This is a genomic window from Ancylomarina sp. 16SWW S1-10-2, from assembly GCF_009669305.1.
GTDB lineage: Bacteria > Bacteroidota > Bacteroidia > Bacteroidales > Marinifilaceae > Ancylomarina.
In genome coordinates this window covers 25,078-44,539 of record NZ_SADB01000007.1, presented here as the reverse complement: position 1 = coordinate 44,539, position 19,462 = coordinate 25,078, and the positions used below count along the sequence as shown (strand labels likewise).

At 33.0% G+C, this 19,462-nt stretch carries 13 protein-coding genes; 7 read left to right on the top strand and 6 right to left on the bottom strand.

All coding sequences use genetic code 11. From position 1 onward, the window contains the following. Nucleotides 1–100: 100 nt before the first annotated feature. On the top strand, nt 101–1,165 hold the full coding sequence (locus EMN46_RS07230; protein ID WP_154200129.1) for a CNNM domain-containing protein: 1,065 nt from the start codon (nt 101–103) through the stop codon (nt 1,163–1,165). A 31-nt stretch (nt 1,166–1,196) separates the two neighbouring features. Next, complete coding sequence (locus EMN46_RS07225; RefSeq protein WP_154200128.1) at nt 1,197–2,315, top strand: lactonase family protein; 1,119 nt, start codon at nt 1,197–1,199, stop codon at nt 2,313–2,315. Nucleotides 2,316–2,390: 75 nt separating this feature from the next. On the opposite strand, the gene EMN46_RS07220 is transcribed toward EMN46_RS07225, so the two are convergent. Next, nucleotides 2,391–4,598, bottom strand: a complete 2,208-nt coding sequence (locus tag EMN46_RS07220) for a bifunctional alpha,alpha-trehalose-phosphate synthase (UDP-forming)/trehalose-phosphatase (RefSeq protein ID WP_154200127.1) — start codon at nt 4,596–4,598, stop codon at nt 2,391–2,393. Between the two features lie 101 nt (nt 4,599–4,699). Here EMN46_RS07220 and EMN46_RS07215 point away from each other — a divergent pair, with 101 nt between their 5' ends. The 5 genes from EMN46_RS07215 (at nt 4,700) to mtaB (ending at nt 10,805) form a co-directional block, all read left to right on the top strand. Beyond that, nucleotides 4,700–6,508: a glycoside hydrolase family 15 protein gene (locus EMN46_RS07215; RefSeq protein ID WP_154200126.1), complete on the top strand. Its 1,809-nt coding sequence runs from the start codon at nt 4,700–4,702 to the stop codon at nt 6,506–6,508. Between the two features lie 138 nt (nt 6,509–6,646). Continuing rightward, entirely contained in the window at nt 6,647–7,069 is a 423-nt protein-coding gene (gene arfB, locus EMN46_RS07210; protein ID WP_154200125.1) for an alternative ribosome rescue aminoacyl-tRNA hydrolase ArfB, read from the top strand. A 309-nt stretch (nt 7,070–7,378) separates the two neighbouring features. Beyond that, nucleotides 7,379–8,023: a ferredoxin--NADP reductase gene (locus EMN46_RS07205; RefSeq protein ID WP_154200124.1), complete on the top strand. Its 645-nt coding sequence runs from the start codon at nt 7,379–7,381 to the stop codon at nt 8,021–8,023. A gap of 125 nt (nt 8,024–8,148) precedes the next feature. Then, nucleotides 8,149–9,474, top strand: a complete 1,326-nt coding sequence (miaB, locus tag EMN46_RS07200) for a tRNA (N6-isopentenyl adenosine(37)-C2)-methylthiotransferase MiaB (RefSeq protein ID WP_154200123.1) — start codon at nt 8,149–8,151, stop codon at nt 9,472–9,474. 50 nt (nt 9,475–9,524) lie between these two features. Continuing rightward, nucleotides 9,525–10,805 carry a tRNA (N(6)-L-threonylcarbamoyladenosine(37)-C(2))-methylthiotransferase MtaB gene (gene mtaB, locus EMN46_RS07195; RefSeq protein ID WP_154200122.1) on the top strand — a complete coding sequence of 427 codons (1,281 nt, stop codon included), beginning with the start codon at nt 9,525–9,527 and terminating at the stop codon, nt 10,803–10,805. Nucleotides 10,806–10,892: 87 nt separating this feature from the next. Here mtaB and EMN46_RS07190 read toward each other — a convergent pair whose 3' ends face one another. The 5 genes from EMN46_RS07190 to EMN46_RS07170 form a co-directional block, all read right to left on the bottom strand. Beyond that, nucleotides 10,893–13,736 (bottom strand): PocR ligand-binding domain-containing protein, encoded by a 2,844-nt coding sequence (locus tag EMN46_RS07190; protein ID WP_195715208.1) that lies wholly within the window; start codon nt 13,734–13,736, stop codon nt 10,893–10,895. A gap of 369 nt (nt 13,737–14,105) precedes the next feature. After that, nucleotides 14,106–14,756, bottom strand: coding sequence for a peroxiredoxin-like family protein (locus tag EMN46_RS07185; RefSeq protein ID WP_154200120.1), 651 nt, complete (start codon nt 14,754–14,756; stop codon nt 14,106–14,108). A gap of 669 nt (nt 14,757–15,425) precedes the next feature. Continuing rightward, the gene (gene tnpA, locus EMN46_RS07180) at nt 15,426–15,890 is read right to left on the bottom strand and encodes an IS200/IS605 family transposase (protein WP_154200119.1); all 465 of its coding nucleotides are present in this window, start codon (nt 15,888–15,890) and stop codon (nt 15,426–15,428) included. Between the two features lie 308 nt (nt 15,891–16,198). Further along, nucleotides 16,199–18,511, bottom strand: coding sequence for an ABC transporter permease (locus EMN46_RS07175; protein ID WP_154200118.1), 2,313 nt, complete (start codon nt 18,509–18,511; stop codon nt 16,199–16,201). An 88-nt stretch (nt 18,512–18,599) separates the two neighbouring features. Beyond that, complete coding sequence (locus EMN46_RS07170) at nt 18,600–19,001, bottom strand: hypothetical protein (protein ID WP_154200117.1); 402 nt, start codon at nt 18,999–19,001, stop codon at nt 18,600–18,602. Nucleotides 19,002–19,462 lie beyond the last annotated feature (461 nt).

Here is a 19,462-nt window from a genome sequence, read left to right as displayed (position 1 = left end):
ATTATATCAAGTCTTAGTTATCTTTATAAAATAGTTTGATTAAAATATGTTTTATCTCAAATTATTAAAGATTCAATAAATTTATAAATATTAAAATCCGATGTTTCTTCTTTTAGCCTATCTCTGTTTAGCCATTTTTATATCATTTCTGTGTTCTATAATGGAATCAGTCTTACTTTCCACGCCAATGTCTTTTTTGGTGGTGAAGCAAAAAAAAGGTTATAAATCAGCAGATGTTTTTATAAAACTTAAAAACCAAGTTGAAAAACCACTCGCAGCTATTCTTTCGTTAAATACCATTGCACATACGATTGGTGCTGCTGGTGTTGGAGCTGAGGCTACACGTATTTATGGCGAAGTTTACTTTGGAATAATTTCAGCAATTCTGACTTTTTTGATATTGATTTTTTCAGAAATAATACCTAAAACTATTGGAGCCACTTATTGGAGGCGAATAGCGCTTACATCTGGACTTATTATGAATGCTATGGTCCTTATTTGCTATCCACTAGTCATTATGTCGGTATATCTCACTAAGATGTTCTCTAAGAGTTCTAAAGATGTTTCTGTAAGTAGAGAAGAAATATCTGTTATGGCCGATATTGGTACCGAAGAAGGTGTTTTTAAAGAGTCTGAAAATATGATTCTCCAAAATTTAATAAAACTTAAAGCCATTAAAGTAACAGAAATAATGACACCTAGAGTCGTTGTTGTTGCTGCCGATGAAAACATGTTACTAGAAGATTTTCTAGCGAATAAGGATTTTCTATATTACTCCCGAATCCCAATATATAATGATAATATTGAAAATATCACAGGTTACGTTTTTCGTCAAACCGTATTCGAAAAACTTGCTGAACAAAAGAAAAACTTAAAGCTAAAAGATATTAGTCGCGAAATTGTGATTGTTCATGAATTTCAAACACTTCTCAAACTATGGGAAACCTTACTCAAAAAGAAAGAACATATTGCCCTTATAATAGATGAATATGGTGGTATGGATGGTATTGTAACTATGGAAGATGTTATTGAAAGCATTTTAGGTGTTGAAATTCTGGATGAAAGAGATAAAATTACCGACATGCAACAATATGTCAGAGAACGTTGGGCAAAACGTAAAGCTAAATTTGACATTCTGAATACATCAGATGAATCAAATTTCTAAATTACCAAATAGAATTTTAAATTATACACCTATGCAATACCAAATCATTTGTATAATCCTTGTTCTTTTAACAGGATGTAAAACAAATAACAAAGAAATGAAGCAAGACAGCAACAATTATTCTTTTTACGTGGGTACATATACCGATAAAGAAAGTGAAGGTATTTATAAATACGTACTGCAAAAAGATGGACACATTAAACCAATAGGTTTAGTTGCAAAGTCTGAGAATCCTTCTTTTTTAGCCATGAGTGATAACAAACAATACTTACTAGCTGTTAATGAAATTAGCAATGATGATGAAGTAGGTACAATTGAATCTTTTTCCATTTTAAATGATAGCCTTTCGTTTAAAAGTAAAAGTACAACAGGTGGAGCTCATCCTTGCTTTGTAAATATAAATGCTGAGGGATATGTTTTAACAGCCAATTATACAGGTGGTAATATTGGTTTACTAAAGCTAGATAAAAAAGGAGAATTATCTGATTTACTTGATATTCAACAGCACAGTGGTAAAGGTATTGGTGACAGACAACAAGAACCGCATGCCCATTCTGTTTGGTTCGAATCCTCAAACAATGATGTTATTTCTATAGATTTGGGAACCAATGAGCTCTGGTTTTCTCAACTTGATACGAACCTTAATAAATTTCAGGCTAAAGATCCATATAAACTAAAGATGGATGACGGAGCTGGACCACGACATTTGGCATTTCATCCTAATAACAAATGGATTTATGTTATAAATGAACTCAATAGTACTATAAGCCTAATACTGAAAGCAGATAATAATCAATATAAAATGGGTCTTTCTTATTCAACTTTACCTAAAACTTATACCGAAGCTAATGCTCCAGCTGATATTCATATTTCGTCAGACGGAAACTTCTTATATGCATCAAATAGAGGACATAATAGCCTTGTTATTTATAAGATCAATAAAAATGATGGATCTCTAAATCTATTGGATCATGTATCTACTCATGGCAAGTGGCCACGTAATTTTTCACTGTCTCCTGATGAAAACTATTTACTCGTTGCAAATCGACATACAAATAATATCGTTTCATTTAAACGTGATAAAAAAACTGGTTTATTAGAATATGTTGACCAAATTGAGGCTTATAGCCCAGTATGCATCTTATTTTAGGAAACACAAGAAATATATAGACATAAGAAAGGCGACATGAATAATCATGTCGCCTAAAAAATGCTATTTATTATTTTATTCTTCCAATTTAGCTAAGAAAGTGCGAACGCCACTCACCGACTCAACTTTATAGTTGGCTGCAGTGTGTGTTAAACCAACTTTAATGGTGTAAGCTGTTTCGGGTAATTCCCTAAACATGTATTCATCGGTCCAGTCATCGCCCATAGCAAGAATAAAATCGAACGATTTATTCTTAATAAATTGCAATGCAGCTATACCTTTATTAATACCACCAGTCTTAACCTCAATCACTTTATTTCCTTCCAAAATTTCCAGATTGTGATTAGCGATCATCGTTCTTAGTTCATCCTTTAGTTCATTGGCTCTTAATTCGGCTTGTTCTGGTTCTGCTTTTCTAAAATGCCAAACTAAGGAATAATTCTTTTCTTCGATAAATGTCCCTGGAGTTCTGTCAACAAAAGACTCAAGAATTGGTTGTATACTCGACTTCCATGTATCCGTTGCATTGGTAAGCATTTTCCATTCCTTACCAAATTTCTTACTCCAAACCCCATGCTCTACAATGAAATTTATTTTGTGCCCTTCGAACCAATTCTCAAGACTTTCTCTATCTCTACCGCTAATAATGGTAATTATATTTTTTGGATCGGCTTCTAACTTATAAAGCAATTCATGTAATTCTTTGTCGGGGCATGCATCATTAGGTTTCTTTTTAAATCCAGTTAATGTTCCATCATAATCCAAGAAAATAGCACGCATCTTTGAATTCTTATAACTAGACTGAATTTTCTCCATTATATGAGTATTAACTCGTTTAGCGTGTAAAGAATGCTGAATTTTTTGAACCTTGCCAAGTGAATCTACAAATTCACTAGCCCATTTGAAAACATCGTAACGTTTAATTCTATCTTGAAGAAAAACCATACGTTCTCGCTGTTCTTCAAGAGACATGGTTAATGCTTGTTGAATACTATCAGCAATTTCGTTGGTATTATTGGGATTAATAATCAAGGCCTCTCCCATTTCTTTAACAACACCAGCCATTTCACTTAAAATAATCACACCCGTATGATTCGTTCTAGATGCTACATATTCCTTGGCAACTAAATTCATTCCATCACGAACTGGTGTTACAAGGCACACATCGCATGAGCTGTACAATTCTATTAAACTTTCGAATGGCATAGAACGGTAGAAATACCAAACTGGAGTATAATTAATGTTTCCAAATTGACCGTTTACCTTTCCAACTAACTCATCAACCTCGCTTTTAAGATTAATATAATGTTCAACCGTACCTCGAGATGGTACCGCAAGCATTATTAAAGTCACTTTCCCTACAAATTCAGGGTATTTTTCAAGAAATTCTGCAAATGCTTTTAATCGATTTGGAATTCCTTTCGAGTAATCTAACCTATCAATTGATAAAACCAATTTTCTATCGGGAGAAAGTAAGAAGTATTTCTCCAACTCGCGATGAAGCTCGGATTTTTCTTGAAGTGGTTTTTGAACAATATCTATCGCTGCATTTTTAAATTTATCGTAGTCGATTCCCATTGGAAAGGCATCCACAATAATAATTCTATCTTCAATTTGAATTTGATTAAAAGAAATTTCATAACCCATTAATCGACGTACAGAACTAAAAAAGTGACGTTGATAATCATAGGTATGGAATCCAATTAAATCGGCTCCTAGCATTCCTTGAATCAACTCTTTACGCCAGGGTAGAATTCGAAAAACCTCAAATGAAGGGAAAGGTATGTGTAAGAAAAAACCAACAGTAACGCCAGGTCTTTTCGATTTAATCATTTCAGGAACCAAGAGTAATTGATAATCATGAATCCAAATAGTATCACCTTCTTCTAAAGTTTCAATAGCTTTATCAGCAAATTTCTGATTCACGCTAACAAAAGATTCCCAAAGCTTAGGATCATAGTCGATATATTGTGCAAAGTAATGGAATAAGGGCCAAATTGTTCGATTACTAAACCCATCGTAATATAAATCGACCTCTTCTTTAGTAAGATGAACTGGAACACAATCTTCCTTTTCTAACTCTGTATCTATTTTATTAGATAAATTTTCGTCGATATCATCACTAGGCAAACCGGGCCATCCTATCCATTTACCATTATACTCTTTATATACAGATCTCATACCAGTGGCTAGCCCGCCAACACTGGGAATAAGATCAATTTTTTCGTTATCCACATTAATACTAAATGGGAGTCTATTTGAAACGATATGGATTCTATTCATAAATAAATGGTTTTATTTTGCTAATATATTTGGTTAAAGTCATGAAAAATTAGTTTTTTTAGAACTTGTTACGTGACCATTTACTAAAGTAATCTTTTTTTATGAAAAATTTAAATTATGGTGTAGTCGGAAATTGTCGTTCTGCGGCAATGGTGTCAGAAAATGGATCTTTAGACTGGATGTGTTTACCTCAATTCGATTCTTCATCAGCATTTGCAAAACTTCTCGATAGTGAAAAAGGTGGAAGTTTTGAAGTTAAACCAGAGAAACTTATTCGCACAGTTCAATACTATAAAAAAAACACTAACCTACTGCATACCTGTTTTATATGTGAAGATGGTGTGTTTGAACTAATCGATTTTATGCCTAGGTATATTACTGATAACAGCAACTATTTTGCACCACCAGATTTTGTTAGGTATTTTAAACATATCAAAGGAAGACCTACTTTTCGTATTATTTACAATCCGAAATTGGATTATGCGCGAAATGAAACTAAAAATAAAATAGCTAAATCTGAATTTATAAAATCCTATACAACATCTGGAACCTATGATTCACTTTATTTGTATACCAGTTTTGATTGTGAATCGATCTTAAATCAAGAAGTTATTAGTCTCTATAAGCATGAATTTTGCTTAGTAACCTATAATCAAAAATTACTAAAGCAAACTTATGATAGAATTTACCTGGTGATGCAAAGGACCAAAACATATTGGTTGAATTGGTCAGAAAAGACTCAGGTTCACTCAAGGTATGCTGAAGAAATGGGACGATCAGCTTTGGTTTTAAAATTGTTAAGCTATCAAAAAACGGGTGCCGTGTTAGCTGCTTTAACCACATCCTTACCAGAAACCATTGGAGAAGTACGCAACTGGGATTATCGCTTTTGTTGGATACGAGATGGCTCTATGGTTGTAAAAATCCTAACTCAATTGGGTCATTATAATGTTGCCAAACGTTATCTCGATTTCATTATGGATATTATTCCAGAAAAAAGAGAGAAAATCCAGATTATGTATGGCATTAATGGTGAGAAAAAACTCTCTGAGTACGAATTGGAGCATTTGGCTGGTTATCAAGATTCAAAACCAGTTCGCGTTGGTAATGCAGCTTATAAGCAAAAACAGAATGATATTTACGGCATTCTTCTGGATTTAATTCATCAGCAATTCGAATTATTTGAAAATTCGTTACTACATACCGAAGAACTTTACACTATTGTAAGAAGTATTGTAAAAGTTGTGGAGCAAAATTGGCGTAAACCTGATCGTGGTATATGGGAAATTAGAGGAAAAAGTCTTCATTTTACCTTTAGTAAGGTGATGTGTTGGGTCGCTTTCGACCGTGCAGTTAAAATTGCAAAACTCCTTGAGGATGACTATTATATGGACAAATGGGCTTCTTATCGTGATGCTGTTAAAAAGAATATCATGAAAAATGCTTGGAGCGAAAAGAAACAGGCATTTACTCAACATTATGGTTCTGAGGACCTCGATGCATCGGTTTTATTAATGGAGAGCTATGGTTTTATAGAGGCTGATGATAAAAAATATATTTCTACGGTACTTACCATCCAAGAAGAACTAGAACATGATGGATTAATGTTCCGCTATAAGAATACCGATGACTTTGGTACACCAAAATCTGCTTTTACAATTTGTTCTTTTTGGTTGATAAATAGTTTATTCAAAATTGGAAGAAAGAAAGAAGCGAGAGAAAAATTCAACATCCTACTGAGTTATTCCAATCATCTCGGTTTATTTTCTGAGGATATTGACTTTAAGACAAAAGGCTTGCTAGGAAATTTCCCTCAAGCCTATTCACATTTAGCTATAATTGAAACAGCTACTAATTTAGCATCCGATGATGTTGAATCAGATGGTTTAATTGAGAACCTAAAAAGTTAGATTTTATATCTCAAAATAGGAAACCAGTTAGTTTAATTTCTCTACTAACTGGTTTTCTTTTGCCTTATCTATTCATTCAAAATTATACTTTTGTACTTTTAACCCATCAAACTCAATTAATACGTTCTATTTAAAATCATGAGACTACCTATTACCGATAGAAATACTTTCTTTAGAGAGTTCAAATTTCAGACTTCACGCAGCAGTGGACCTGGTGGGCAACATGTGAACAAAGTAAGTTCGCGGGTAGAGTTACGTTTTAATGTGAGAGATTCTCAGATATTAAGTGATGATGATAAGACCAAACTATCAGCGAAGCTTATAACTCGTATTAATAATGAAGGTGTTCTTAGTATCGTCGTACAAGCCGATCGTTCTCAATTAAAGAATAAACAAGCAGCCATCGAAAAATTCTTCGATTTGCTTACTCAAGTCTTTACACCAATAAAAAAGCGTAGACCAACAAAACCAACTCGTGGCGCTCGCGAAAGACGATTGCAAACTAAACGATTGGGTTCTGAAAAAAAGTCGCGAAGGAGAAATCCAAACTTGGAGGACTAAGACGAATTGTCATTGCGAGTCTGAGGAACGAAGGCGTGGCAATCTCATAAAAAATCTTACGTGCTAATATTAAGAACAGTTCTATTATTGATTGTACTCTGCCTTAAGCTCAATTGCAATTACATCCTTTATCGCTTCACTCCCACACTCAGATAAATAACAACGCTTATCATCATCACAAAAGTCTTCAAGCATTTGTTATTTCGGATAAAAACATCTTATTTTGCGAAACTCTATTTTTATTGATTCCATATAATATATATCAATACGAATACAGCTCTATTTAATAATAAGCAAGAAACAAAATAAATGAAATCACATCAAGTCATAAACCTCCGACACCTAACGCCATCGGCCTATATCATTCGATTGGAAAAAAAGAATTTTACATTCAAAACAGGACAATATATAACCCTAGGTTTTAGTGGTAGCATAGATCGTAGAGAATACTCTATATATAGTGCAGAACAAGATGATTATATTGAAGTTCTTATAAAAGATGTTGAAAATGGTTTGCTATCGAAGAAACTTAAAAAGTGCAAACCTGGCGATATGCTTGATATAGATGGCGCATTCGGACATTTTTCTTTAAAAGATGACGAAGTGAAAAATAAGAAATTCATGTTTATATGTACCGGTACGGGCATCTCTCCTGTTCATAGCTTTATACACACGCATCCAGAAATGGATTACACCCTTTTACATGGCATTCGCCATAAAGAGGAAGCCTACGAAAAAGAGACATACGACTCGAATCGATACGTTTTGTGTACTTCAGGTGAAAATACAGGCGATTTTAACGGACGCGTAACAGAATATCTTCTAAAAAATCCGGTATCACCTGATACAATCTGTTATCTTTGCGGCAATTGTCATATGATATACGAGGCTTATGATATTCTTGAAAAACAGGGTGTCAAATTGGGTCCTATTCATACCGAAGTTTATTTTTAGTAAACAAGTACAATAAAATAAGTCAGTATTGTTTGGCTTTTAGTTTTAGATTACGAATTAGTAAAATGACAGAGAGCAGTATTTAGCACCTGTGCTTTAACTAATCATCACATTATCAGATTAAAATGAAATATCATCTTATATCGCTTGGTTGTCAAATGAACGCTTCTGACGGAGAACGTGTTAGAACCGTAATTGAACAAATGGGCTACACCTATACGGAGCAGGAAGAAGACGCTAATTTGATTGGTATTCTAGCTTGTTCTGTTCGTCAAAATGCAATAGATAAGGTTTATTCTAAGATTCATAAATGGAATAAGTGGAAGAATAAAACGAATCTAATCACATTTGTGTCTGGCTGTGTATTGCCTTCTGATCATGAGAAATTTTTGAAGCTTTTTGACATTATCTTTAAGATGAAAGATTTGCCAAATTTGCCTGAGATGATCCAACAATATGGTATTACAACACCCAATGGTATTCAAAATGGCTATGATGTTCAAAACGATCAGATTGCTGAGTTTTGGAATGTAAAGCCCGACTATGCTTCGGATTTTGAAGCTTTTGTGCCCATTCAGAATGGTTGTGATAAGTTTTGCTCTTTTTGCGCCGTACCCTATACCAGAGGTCGTGAGGTTTCTCGTCCTTCAGTTGAGATTATTAATGAAGTTAGATCATTGGTTGAACGAGGCTATAAGTCGATTACCTTATTGGGGCAAAACGTGAATTCTTACGGTTTAGATAAACCCGATACTGAAATCATGTTTCCTGAACTGCTCCGACAAGTTGGTGAAATTGGAAATGAAATGGGAACCGAATTTTGGGTTTATTTCACCTCACCACACCCACGCGATATGACCGATGAAGTGATTGAAGTAATTTCACAATATAAATGTTTAGCAAAGCAAATACACTTACCTTTGCAATCTGGCGACGATAAGCTTTTAATTGCGATGAACCGTAAGCATGGTCTTGAAAAATACCGCCAATCTGTTTCAACTATTCGTCGATTAATTCCTGAAGCAACCCTATTTACCGATATTATTGTAGGATTTACAGGTGAAACCGATGAGCAATTTGATGCGACTCGTGCTGCCATGAAAGAATTCGACTTTAATATGGCATATATAGCCAAGTATTCGCCTCGACCAGGTGCATTAAGTCATCGTTGGTTCGATTCAATACCCTTGGAAACAAAAAAGGATAGACATCAAGTTTTAACTCAGGACTTAAAATTGTCATCAAGAAGCTATAATGATAGCATGATTGATAAAACTTATAGAGTATTGGTAAGAGCAGCTGCCAAACACGATGGCTATCTTGCTGGTTTAACTGAAGGAAAAATCAATGTGCGATTTTTGTCTGATAACACAGATTTAATCGGACAAATTGTAAATGTCAAAATTAAATCGGCTATAGCTTTCTCCGTAGAAGGAGATTTAATAGCTTAAAATAAATACCCAAACACAAGATAAATAATAGTATTTACAATAAAATTAGAATGAAAACAATTGCCTTTAAAACGCTTGGATGCCGTTTAAATCAATACGAAACAGACGCCTTAGCTTCTCAATTCCAAAACAATAACTATAAATTAGTTGATTTTGATGAAGAAGCTGATGTTTATGTGATTAACACTTGTACTGTGACACATCAAAGCGATCACAAATCAAGAAATTTCATCAATCAAATCACTAAGCGACACAAGGATTCTATTTTGGTTGTAACAGGTTGTATGGCCGATAATGCAAAAGATGAATTAGAAAGTAAAGATGAGATTAACTATGTTCTCGAAAATGATAATAAGTCAGCTTTATTTTCTTTGGTTGAAGCCCACTTTAATGGTGAGATAAAACATACAGATCAACTAAATAAGGATCGTTTTGATTATGGTTCTACCGAAAAAGGTTTTCATACACGCAGCATGATCAAGATTCAAGATGGTTGTGATAACTTTTGTACATTCTGTATCATTCCATCCGTTCGTGGTCGAGCTAAGAGTCGTCCTTTCCAAGATATTATCGACAATATACAATCTGTTATCGATGGAGGTGCCAAAGAAGTGATTATCACTGGTGTGAATATTGGCAGATATGAATACGAGGATTATAAATTCGACGATTTGGTTGAGGCTATTCTTAACTTGGATGGTGATTTTAGATTAAGAATCTCATCGCTAGAGCCAGATGGTTTTGGTGATAAATTTTTAGGCTTATTGTCTCACCCTAAAATGACGCCTCACCTCCACCTTTGCCTACAATCGGGTTCTGATAAACTTCTTTTAGGAATGCGTCGTATGTACACGATTAAAACCTTTAAGGATACGGTTGAAAAAGTGAGAGCCATTCGACCAGACTTTAATTTTACAACGGATATGATCATCGGTTTTCCAGGCGAAAGCGAGACTGATTTTACCGATAGCTGTAATATGATTCAAGACATGCAATTTGGTCATGTACACACCTTTAAATACTCTATACGTAAGGGGACTCGCGCCGAAAGAATGCCCGATCAGATTCCTGAAAAGCTTAAAACAGAACGTAGTGCGATATTAAGAGATATTGCCGAAGCATGTAAGCTTAAATATAGAAGTCAGTTTGTTGGTAAAACGCAACGCGTACTTGTGGAAAATATTAACGGAAATATAGGTAGAGGTTATGGTGAACACTATATTCCAGTACAGTTCGAGGCCGAAAACCTTAAGCAAAATACATTCTACGATGTGACTATCAAGAAAATTCATACAGATAAGGATATTCTGTTGATTGGGGAATTGATCTAATCTTCAGAATTCAAATTTTATATCGTAAAAAGGTATCTCAAAACTGTTTGAGATACCTTTTATTTTTTTAAAAGCCTTTTAAATTTACTAATTTCTTAAGGTGAAATAGAAAGTGCTTCCTTTGCCATATTCAGATTCTAACCAGATCTTACCTCCCAATTTTTCCACGTAACCTTTACATATCGAAAGTCCTAATCCCGACCCTTCGTATGACCTGGTATTCTCGAAATCGGCTTGCATAAATCCATCGAATATTGAATTGATCTGTTTTTTAGGAATTCCAATACCATTATCTCTAACATAACATCGAATGTGGTCCTTTTCAAGCTCGTAACCAAAATGAATTTCTCCCTGAGAGGTGAATTTTATTGCATTGTCTAAAAGGGTGTTTAAAATACTATCAAGTTTTTCAACATCTGTCTTTATCCTTGTTGGGGAAAGCGCATCAGAGATATCAAGAACAAGATTCAGGCCCTTGCTTACTGATGCCATTTGAAAAGAATTTAAGTGATATTGGAAGATAAGATAAAGATCAACCTCTTTTATTTTCAATTGTATATCGTCGGCTTCAATCTGTGAGAATTCTATGATATTATTTATTGTCGTGAGGAGCCTATCACTACTCTCTATAATGTTAGTTGAACATTCGCCCTTTTCCTGATCAGTGAGATCTGGAGTCTGAAGTAACTGCATAAAACCCATGATTCCATTCATGGGAGTACGTATCTCATGTCTTATGTTGGCAAGAAAAGCTGATTTTAGCTTATCAGACTGTTCGGCTCTTTTTTTAGATCGTTGCAAGTCTATAATCATCCTCTTACTAGCAGAAATATCCCGGATCTCAGTTACACGTACTTTTGTTTCCTTATAAGGAATCATATTGCCATGCATTTCAACGGGAAAAGTTTCTCCATTTTTTTTGCATGCAACAGCTTCATAGCGTTTTTCAAATTCTGTAATAATTTTATTCTCAACTATATCACATGAGTTTGGGTCAAATAAAGAGAGATAATCCATACCAATCAGTTCTTTCTGAGAATAGCCTGTTAGTTTCTCCATACCTTGATTAACATCTATAATGATTCCTTTGTCATGTATAGCTATTCCGCCAAAAGAGGCATCGTGTAATGCTTTAAATCGTATTCCGTTCTCTTCGGCAATCAATTTGGCCTTACGCAGTTCCTCATTTTGCTTCTTAAGCTCCTCCTTAGCAATCTTAATATCAGACACATCGTTAAATATGGATACAATTTCGCCGCTGGGTAGTTTATAAATATAATTCTCACACCACCTGCTCGATTTGTTGCCTTGACAGAGAAATGGTGGAATATGCAATTCTACCCCTGTTTGGTATACTTTTTTGATCCCTTTATACAAAGGGGTTTGACGTATATTAGGAAATTCTGAGAATAACAGGTGCCCAATTTTTTTATCTTTTGATGTATTGTACATCCTCTCAGCTGCTGCGTTATAACCCACAAACATAAAATCTCTACCGTCATCTACGGCCCTATATACGGCAACACCACTAGGGAGATGTTGAGCTAACTCTCGATATCGTTTCTCATTATCTTTCAGTTGCTGGCTTATCCTTTTTTTCTCGGTGATATCTGTATTTGTGCCTAAAACCCTTATGGCTTCTTTCTTATCATTGAAAATGATACCTGCACGCACTAATATATGCTTCCAAGAACCATCTTTATGTTTCATCTGAACTTCGAAATCCAACTTATCTCTCTCTCCAGAAATAAGCTTTTTAAGTAGCCTCTGTGATTTCTTAACATCCTCAGGTTTTGTTAGTCTTTCCCAGACATAAAAATCGTTGGGTAATTCATTAGGCGCATAACCCAGAATCTCTTTCCAACGAGGAGAAAAGTAGGTCTCATTGGTTATCAAATTTCTATCCCAGTGACCATCAAGAGTCACTTCCATAGCTAATTTTAAGTGCTCTTGCGCCAAGGATTCCTGTTTCTCTAATTTTTTCAGAGACAACTCTGTTTTTTTTAACTTGGAGATATCCTTAGTAACACCGAAAAATTTTATTATGTTGCCCTCTCTATAGCTTCTTCCTCTGCCTTGGAACCATCCAATTGTACCATCACCCATCCTTGCCTCATAGATGGCAGAATAGACAACACCTGTATTTTGCAAAGCCTTATGAAACGTTTCATATAAATCATCAACATATTGTGGCAATACATACGAGAGCACCTGATATAAACTATTGTTAATTGTTCCTGGAGGGAGAAGTAATAATTCATCAGCGACTTTTGAGATATAGGTGGATCCCATTTTGTTTTCAACAAGATTCCACTCAGCCTTCCAGGTGATGTCAGGCAAACAGTTTGAAATCTCCTTCAACTCTTTATTTGCTTGATTTAAACGATATTTATTGTAGGCATTCTCTACGAATTGATTGACATAAACATTCAATAGACTTACAATTTGATGTAATCTGGATTCCTCCATGAAAGGCACCTCATTAAAAGCATTGAGAAATAGGTCTTTATCAACACCAAGTTCCTGTGCACATTCAGCAATTCTATTGGTATTATGATTTTCGCATCTTACCTGTCCAATAGACCAATTGGCAATGTGTTTATCACCAATAGTTACATTAACTACGGCATCCATCAATCCAATATTTTTACATTCGTTGAAAGTAGGTCCATCAGGATTAAATTTACCAACAATTAGTTTGGATTTAAGACATCTCTCACGACCTTTCTCTGTTTGTCTTATAATGTCTTTGCATAAACTGCAAAAATTGGAAGGCTTAGTAATTTGTCTGCCATCGGGATAGGTTATTGAAGAAGCAACATGATGGACATCAGCAAATAGATCTTGTAACTTTTGGAGTTCTTTTAACTCAATAAGCTGAAGAATATCAACAACTTCCTTATTTAATATATTACTTGGTCCTGAGATCACGCTATTTTTATTGGTGTAATTAAAATATTTCAGCAAAATTTTCTTAAAAATAGAACAACCACCTTAAAAACAAACATAATAAATGTTAAAAAAAACCTTAGTGAACGACAAATTGAAGAGGCTACAGCAAATTCAATAAATTCCCTGAATTATCATTACACATAAAAGGCTGTCTCATTGATTTGAGACAGCCTTCTGTATATTCTAATCTTTAAAATTACCTTCCCTACAGGAATATTGAGTATTATAACAAGTCCTTTGCTGTATAAATTGTTGCAGGTATTTAAAATACATATAAACAAAATACAAAATCAATGAAGTCAAATTGTTTTTACACTACACAAAAATCATTCTTTTTTAACAAAGCCCTTAAGACAGATTTTTCAATGCCTCAATAATCTCATTAGGCTCTGAACGTGTTCTATAATCGACATTGACATAATTCCATTTAACGACTCCATCACATCCCAACACAAACGTAGCAGGAATCGGTAATATGTTACCATTCCCATTATTGATTTTTTCTAAATCAAGATTGCGATCTACCCGCATATGTTCCTCCAAAAACTCCGGCACTTTCCAAGCAACACCATATTGTGAAGCAACCTTTGCATCTTGATCCGACAATACAATAAATTCCATTTCACTAATTTCATTTTTTGTCATTGATCCGTCAGGTACTTGTGGACTTATAGCAATTAATGTAGCACCTAGTGCTTTGATATCGCCTAATTTAGCTTGCAGAGCTCTAAGTTGTAAGTTGCAATATGGACACCAATCACCACGATAAAACGTGATAACAACCGGACCTTTTTCTAGTAAACTATCTAAGCTTATTAATTTTCCTTCAGGATTTGGTAGTTTAAAATTTGGAGCTTTTTGTCCAATTTTAATGGCATTCTTTCCTTGTTGCAAATCTTTTGCTTTTAGAATAATATCATCAACGCCTTTCATGAAATCAGGATTAGCTTGTCGACCCTCTGCAATTTTAGCATCAGTTTGTTCTTTTAAACTTTTCATTATTTTTTATTTAATTATATACACCTATAACACAATATTTTAAAATAGGTTCTAGCTAATTGTAATTGTTGGTATCAATTCATCATTTATTATCTATTCATTTTTGCTATAATGATAGCATCCCTTTGGGATTAAATTAGCGTTTCAATCAGTATTTCTTTTTCTTCTATTTATTAAATAGTCGTGCAGAATATTAAATATATAAGATTAACAAAACTGCTGATAAAGTGACAAAATAGAGATATTACCCTTTCAAATATCTTGTTTTAAAGCCTAAAAGGCTGGCATGATTATAAAACAATCATATACCTACGAACCCTGAAAGGGTGAAGTCATTTGTATTTATGCTTGCGAAGATATTCCAGACATATTATTTGATTTTATATCACCCCATTCGGGGTTTACTTGTTACCTATCAATTTTTGCTACAATAATATCATCCCTTTGGGATTAAATTAGCATTTCAATCAGTATTTCTTTTTCTTCTATTTATTAAATAGTCGCTCGGTGTATTAATTGATCTATCAAACAAAATTATCAACAAGTACATAAAAAGCTAACATGGAATAATTATCCTTACAATTACAAACAGTTGCTTTTCAAGCCCAACGGGCTGATATGATTATAGAACAAAACAATTATATTTTTGCGAACCCTAAAAGGGTGAAATCATTTATCTATCCATTCAAATAAATATTTCTCATCATAATCCACCTCGAATCGTTTAAGAAATTGAAGATATTCTTCTTTAAATGTTGTTTTATGGTGATGTTGCTCTTGATTCAAAATATAATTATAGACTTGATCTATTTGTGAATGTCCATAAGAAAAAGCACCAAATCCTTCTTGCCATGAAAATTTACCTTTCACGAATTTCTTCGAGTTTATAAAATTTGAAGAGTTGTTTTTAATGTCTCTAACTAAATCTGAAATTGACATGGATGGTTTTAAACCTACAAATACATGAATATGGTCAGGCATACCGCCTACAATTATAGGTTGCTGACCTTTATTGGTAATAATCCCTGATATGTATTTATGTAATTCGGTGTTCCAGGTTTTAGATATCAAATTTTCACGCCCTCTAACGGCAAAAACAATTTGTATGTAAACTTGCGAAAATGTTCCAGGCATATTATTTGATTTTATATCACCCCATTCGGGGTTTAATTTTCATCTATTCATTTTTGCTACAATAATATCATCCCTTTGGGATTAAATTAGCGTTTCAATCAGTATTTCTTTTTCTTCTATTTATTAAATTAGGGTAACTTACTCAATTAAGCACTGGTGTATTCTCAGTATATTTATCTATTAAAATTGTATACGCTCTTAATGCAGCTTTAGAGAGAACTAAGTGCAAAAAAACTCTTTAGTAAAATACGTTTAATACCTTAGCTTTGCTTATTTAGCAAAAGAGCCTTGCAAGCTAAAAAATAGATTTATTCACCACCTAAATTCTCAATCACGTTCACTTTTTGTATTTTAAATATAATAAATGAGACTGCTAATACTGTTAAAAAAATTGTAATAATTAGTGTTTTTATAAAAATGAGACATCCAATATCTATCCTGAACTGAAAATTACTAAGCCATTTTTCCATTATCAAATACGTAATCGGTATGGCTATAGTATTTGCTATTAATACAATCATTATTTGTTCTTTAGATAATAACATTAATGTATTATTTAACTTTGCCCCAAATAGTTTTCTTATACTTACTTCCTTTATTTTTTTCTTAATCAGAAATAAAGTTAATCCTAAAAGACCAAGTAAGGCAATAAAAAAGGTAATTAGCGAATAAAACTGAAAACTACTTTTTAAATCTATTTCAGATTTATACATTTTTTTAATTCTATTCTCTACAAACTCGTAATTAAAATCGAAATCAGGAGAAATTATTTTACAAACATCGCCAATATATTGAATAGTAGACTTTTGGTTTGCACTTGATATTTTTACTTGTACAATATCACCTTTATCAGTGCAATAGATGACCAATGGTTCAATCTGATTATGTAATGAACTAAAATTAAAATCACTCACAACACCAATGACTTCACTATTTTCAAGTTTTGTATTTACAGAATTATTAGTTCCAAAAACACGACAAGCCTCTTCGTTTAGAAGGCAAGCATTTTTAACATCTGTGTTCATATCCCACGAGAAATTCCGTCCTTCTTTAATTTTAATATCGTATAAATTCAGATAACTAGGGTCAATATAACATTGATTACAAATATGGATATTATTATCATTCCCTATTGGTGCCTTTCCAAATGCTTCTCCAAGTATGGAATTAGAAAAAGAGACAACTTTTATATTCGGATTTTCCAGAAGTTTATGTTTTAATAACTTACTTTTTTGAGCAATTTCTGACGTTAATTTAAAAGATAGAACATTCTCATAATCGAAACCAAGATCCTTATTAAAAACATAGTTAATTTGGCTATTTATAATAAAACTTGCATTTAAAAGTGTGGCTACAATTAATAGCTGAAATACAAGAAGTATTTTTCTCTGAAAACCACGAGATTTAAAACCCATATCATTCTTTAGTGCATTTATTACTTTTACCTTAGATAGGAAAACACCTGGAAACAAGCCTGTTATTAATCCTATAAAAACAATTCCCAAAAAATATATGAGATACAATTTTAGCCTATTTAACGAATTTGAGACATTTACATTTAAAAGGATGCACAATTGAGGCAAAAATAGTTCTATAAGTAATATGGCTAGACAAAAAGATATAACTGCCGTTGTGATTGCTTCAAATACAGTTTGTTTAATAATTTGTGATTGCTTTGCCCCATTAACTTTTCTGATTGCCATTTCCTTTATTCTTGTTACAGAAATAGCTATCGAAAGATTTATATAATTGATGACAACAAGAAATAAGATGAGAATGGATATGGCAAGATATAATAAGACGGTTTGGAAATTACCATGTATTGAGCCATCGTACTTATTATTTTCAGCATCAAAATATATTTTCCCCAGGGGTTCTAATGATAATGGCATTTTACCATCACTTGATCTCATCTTGAAATTCTCAAGTACATTGTTGATTTTTGTTTCTACTTGACTACAAACTGCCCTCTCTGATAAACAGACGTAAGTTAGATTTGACCATGAACCACAATTAAATGCGTCTTCACCTTCTGTATGCCTTATAGTTTCAATTGAAATAAATGCCTCAGCCTGCAAATGTGAATGATATGGAATATCTTCCATTATCCCTGTTATGGTATAAATAACTCCATTTTCATCTGTAATTGTATTTCCAATAGGAGAATTACTCTTAAATAATTCCCTTGCCTTAGATTTATTAATAACCATTGAATATGGTTCTTTTAATACCTCTGACGCATTTCCAAACAATAATTTGAATGAAAATTCCTGGAAAAGCTCTGGATCAGCAAAATAAATATCACCAAAATCTAATTTCTCATTATTCTTATCAATTTTTAATGCTTTATATTTGAATCGTATAACATTTCTAATTTCAGGAATTTTATTTTTTAATTTATCAGCAAAACATAAAGGAGTCACTCCATAGCCTCCACCATGTATTCTATAAATAGTATCCGAATTCTTGTGGAACTTATCAAAGCTTAATTCTTGATAGACAAAAGAAAATATAATGGTTAGTAATAAAAAGCCTACTGAAAATCCGAATAAGTTGATTCCATAGAAAAATCGATTCTTTTTAAAACCAACTAAATATGATTTAATATAATGAGTAAACATAGTATCTACATTTTAAGTTAAAAATATACGGGCCCACCTTATATACTTATAAGGCAGAGAAATACATAAACATACTAGTCTATGTGTATTAACTTAAAATAAAATTGTCGTCACACGTCTCCAAATATAAATGTATGGAACGCGTGTAAATGGGAAGAGGCTTTAGTGTTAGAGCCAAATTTTTGAAGAAAATTTTCTGTTGAAGTTCTATTCTATTGTCTTGTATAATTTTAAAATTCTCATTAAAGGTATTTAAGTTTAGTCTATCGATACGACTAACTAAATGTTGACTATAACTAGGCACTTTAGCCTGATCCATAATTATAGTGTTGGAATTACCTGAAAGATATTCTATAGCTTGATCAAGCTGTATTTGTTCTTTAGATTGATCTGTAACCTTGTTTGAAAAAGAAGATAAAATAAGCATAAAGAAAGCAATAAACATTACTTTTCCAATCGTATCTAATATTTCACTTTCTCGTACAATCATGTTCTAAAAGTAACAAATTATTAATAATTATTCATCGCGTTGAATACTCTTATATTCTATCATCCTTTCGGGATTGAATCAGTTTTTCCAAACAGTATTCTCTTATCTTCTATTTATTAAATAGTAGTCCGCTGTCTACTTGCGTATAAGTTAAATAATACTGCCGACAAGTGTATGAAATGCTAATATTAAATGATTATTCTTACAATTACAAAAGCTATATTTTTAAAGCCTAAAGGGCTGATATGATTATAGAACAAAACAATCATATTCCGACGAACCCTAAAAGGGTGAAATCATTGTATCTAAATATGCGAAAATGTGCTAGGCATATTATTTTATATCACCTCATTCGGGGTTTGCTTGTTATCTATTCATTTTTTCTACAATTATCTCATCCCTTCTGGATTAGATCGTGTTTTTCTATCATTATTCCTTTTTCTTCTATATATTAAATCGTA

Excerpts from the sequence above, each read along its gene's own strand:
- EMN46_RS07230 (WP_154200129.1), top strand. The coding sequence starts at position 101 with ATGTTTCTTCTTTTAGCCTATCTCTGTTTAGCCATTTTTATATCATTT.
- EMN46_RS07225 (WP_154200128.1), top strand. The coding sequence starts at position 1,197 with ATGCAATACCAAATCATTTGTATAATCCTTGTTCTTTTAACAGGATGT.
- EMN46_RS07220 (WP_154200127.1), bottom strand. The coding sequence starts at position 4,598 with ATGAATAGAATCCATATCGTTTCAAATAGACTCCCATTTAGTATTAAT.
- EMN46_RS07215 (WP_154200126.1), top strand. The coding sequence starts at position 4,700 with ATGAAAAATTTAAATTATGGTGTAGTCGGAAATTGTCGTTCTGCGGCA.
- arfB (WP_154200125.1), top strand. The coding sequence starts at position 6,647 with ATGAGACTACCTATTACCGATAGAAATACTTTCTTTAGAGAGTTCAAA.
- EMN46_RS07205 (WP_154200124.1), top strand. The coding sequence starts at position 7,379 with ATGAAATCACATCAAGTCATAAACCTCCGACACCTAACGCCATCGGCC.
- miaB (WP_154200123.1), top strand. The coding sequence starts at position 8,149 with ATGAAATATCATCTTATATCGCTTGGTTGTCAAATGAACGCTTCTGAC.
- mtaB (WP_154200122.1), top strand. The coding sequence starts at position 9,525 with ATGAAAACAATTGCCTTTAAAACGCTTGGATGCCGTTTAAATCAATAC.
- EMN46_RS07185 (WP_154200120.1), bottom strand. The coding sequence starts at position 14,756 with ATGAAAAGTTTAAAAGAACAAACTGATGCTAAAATTGCAGAGGGTCGA.
- tnpA (WP_154200119.1), bottom strand. The coding sequence starts at position 15,890 with ATGCCTGGAACATTTTCGCAAGTTTACATACAAATTGTTTTTGCCGTT.
- EMN46_RS07175 (WP_154200118.1), bottom strand. The coding sequence starts at position 18,511 with ATGTTTACTCATTATATTAAATCATATTTAGTTGGTTTTAAAAAGAAT.
- EMN46_RS07170 (WP_154200117.1), bottom strand. The coding sequence starts at position 19,001 with ATGATTGTACGAGAAAGTGAAATATTAGATACGATTGGAAAAGTAATG.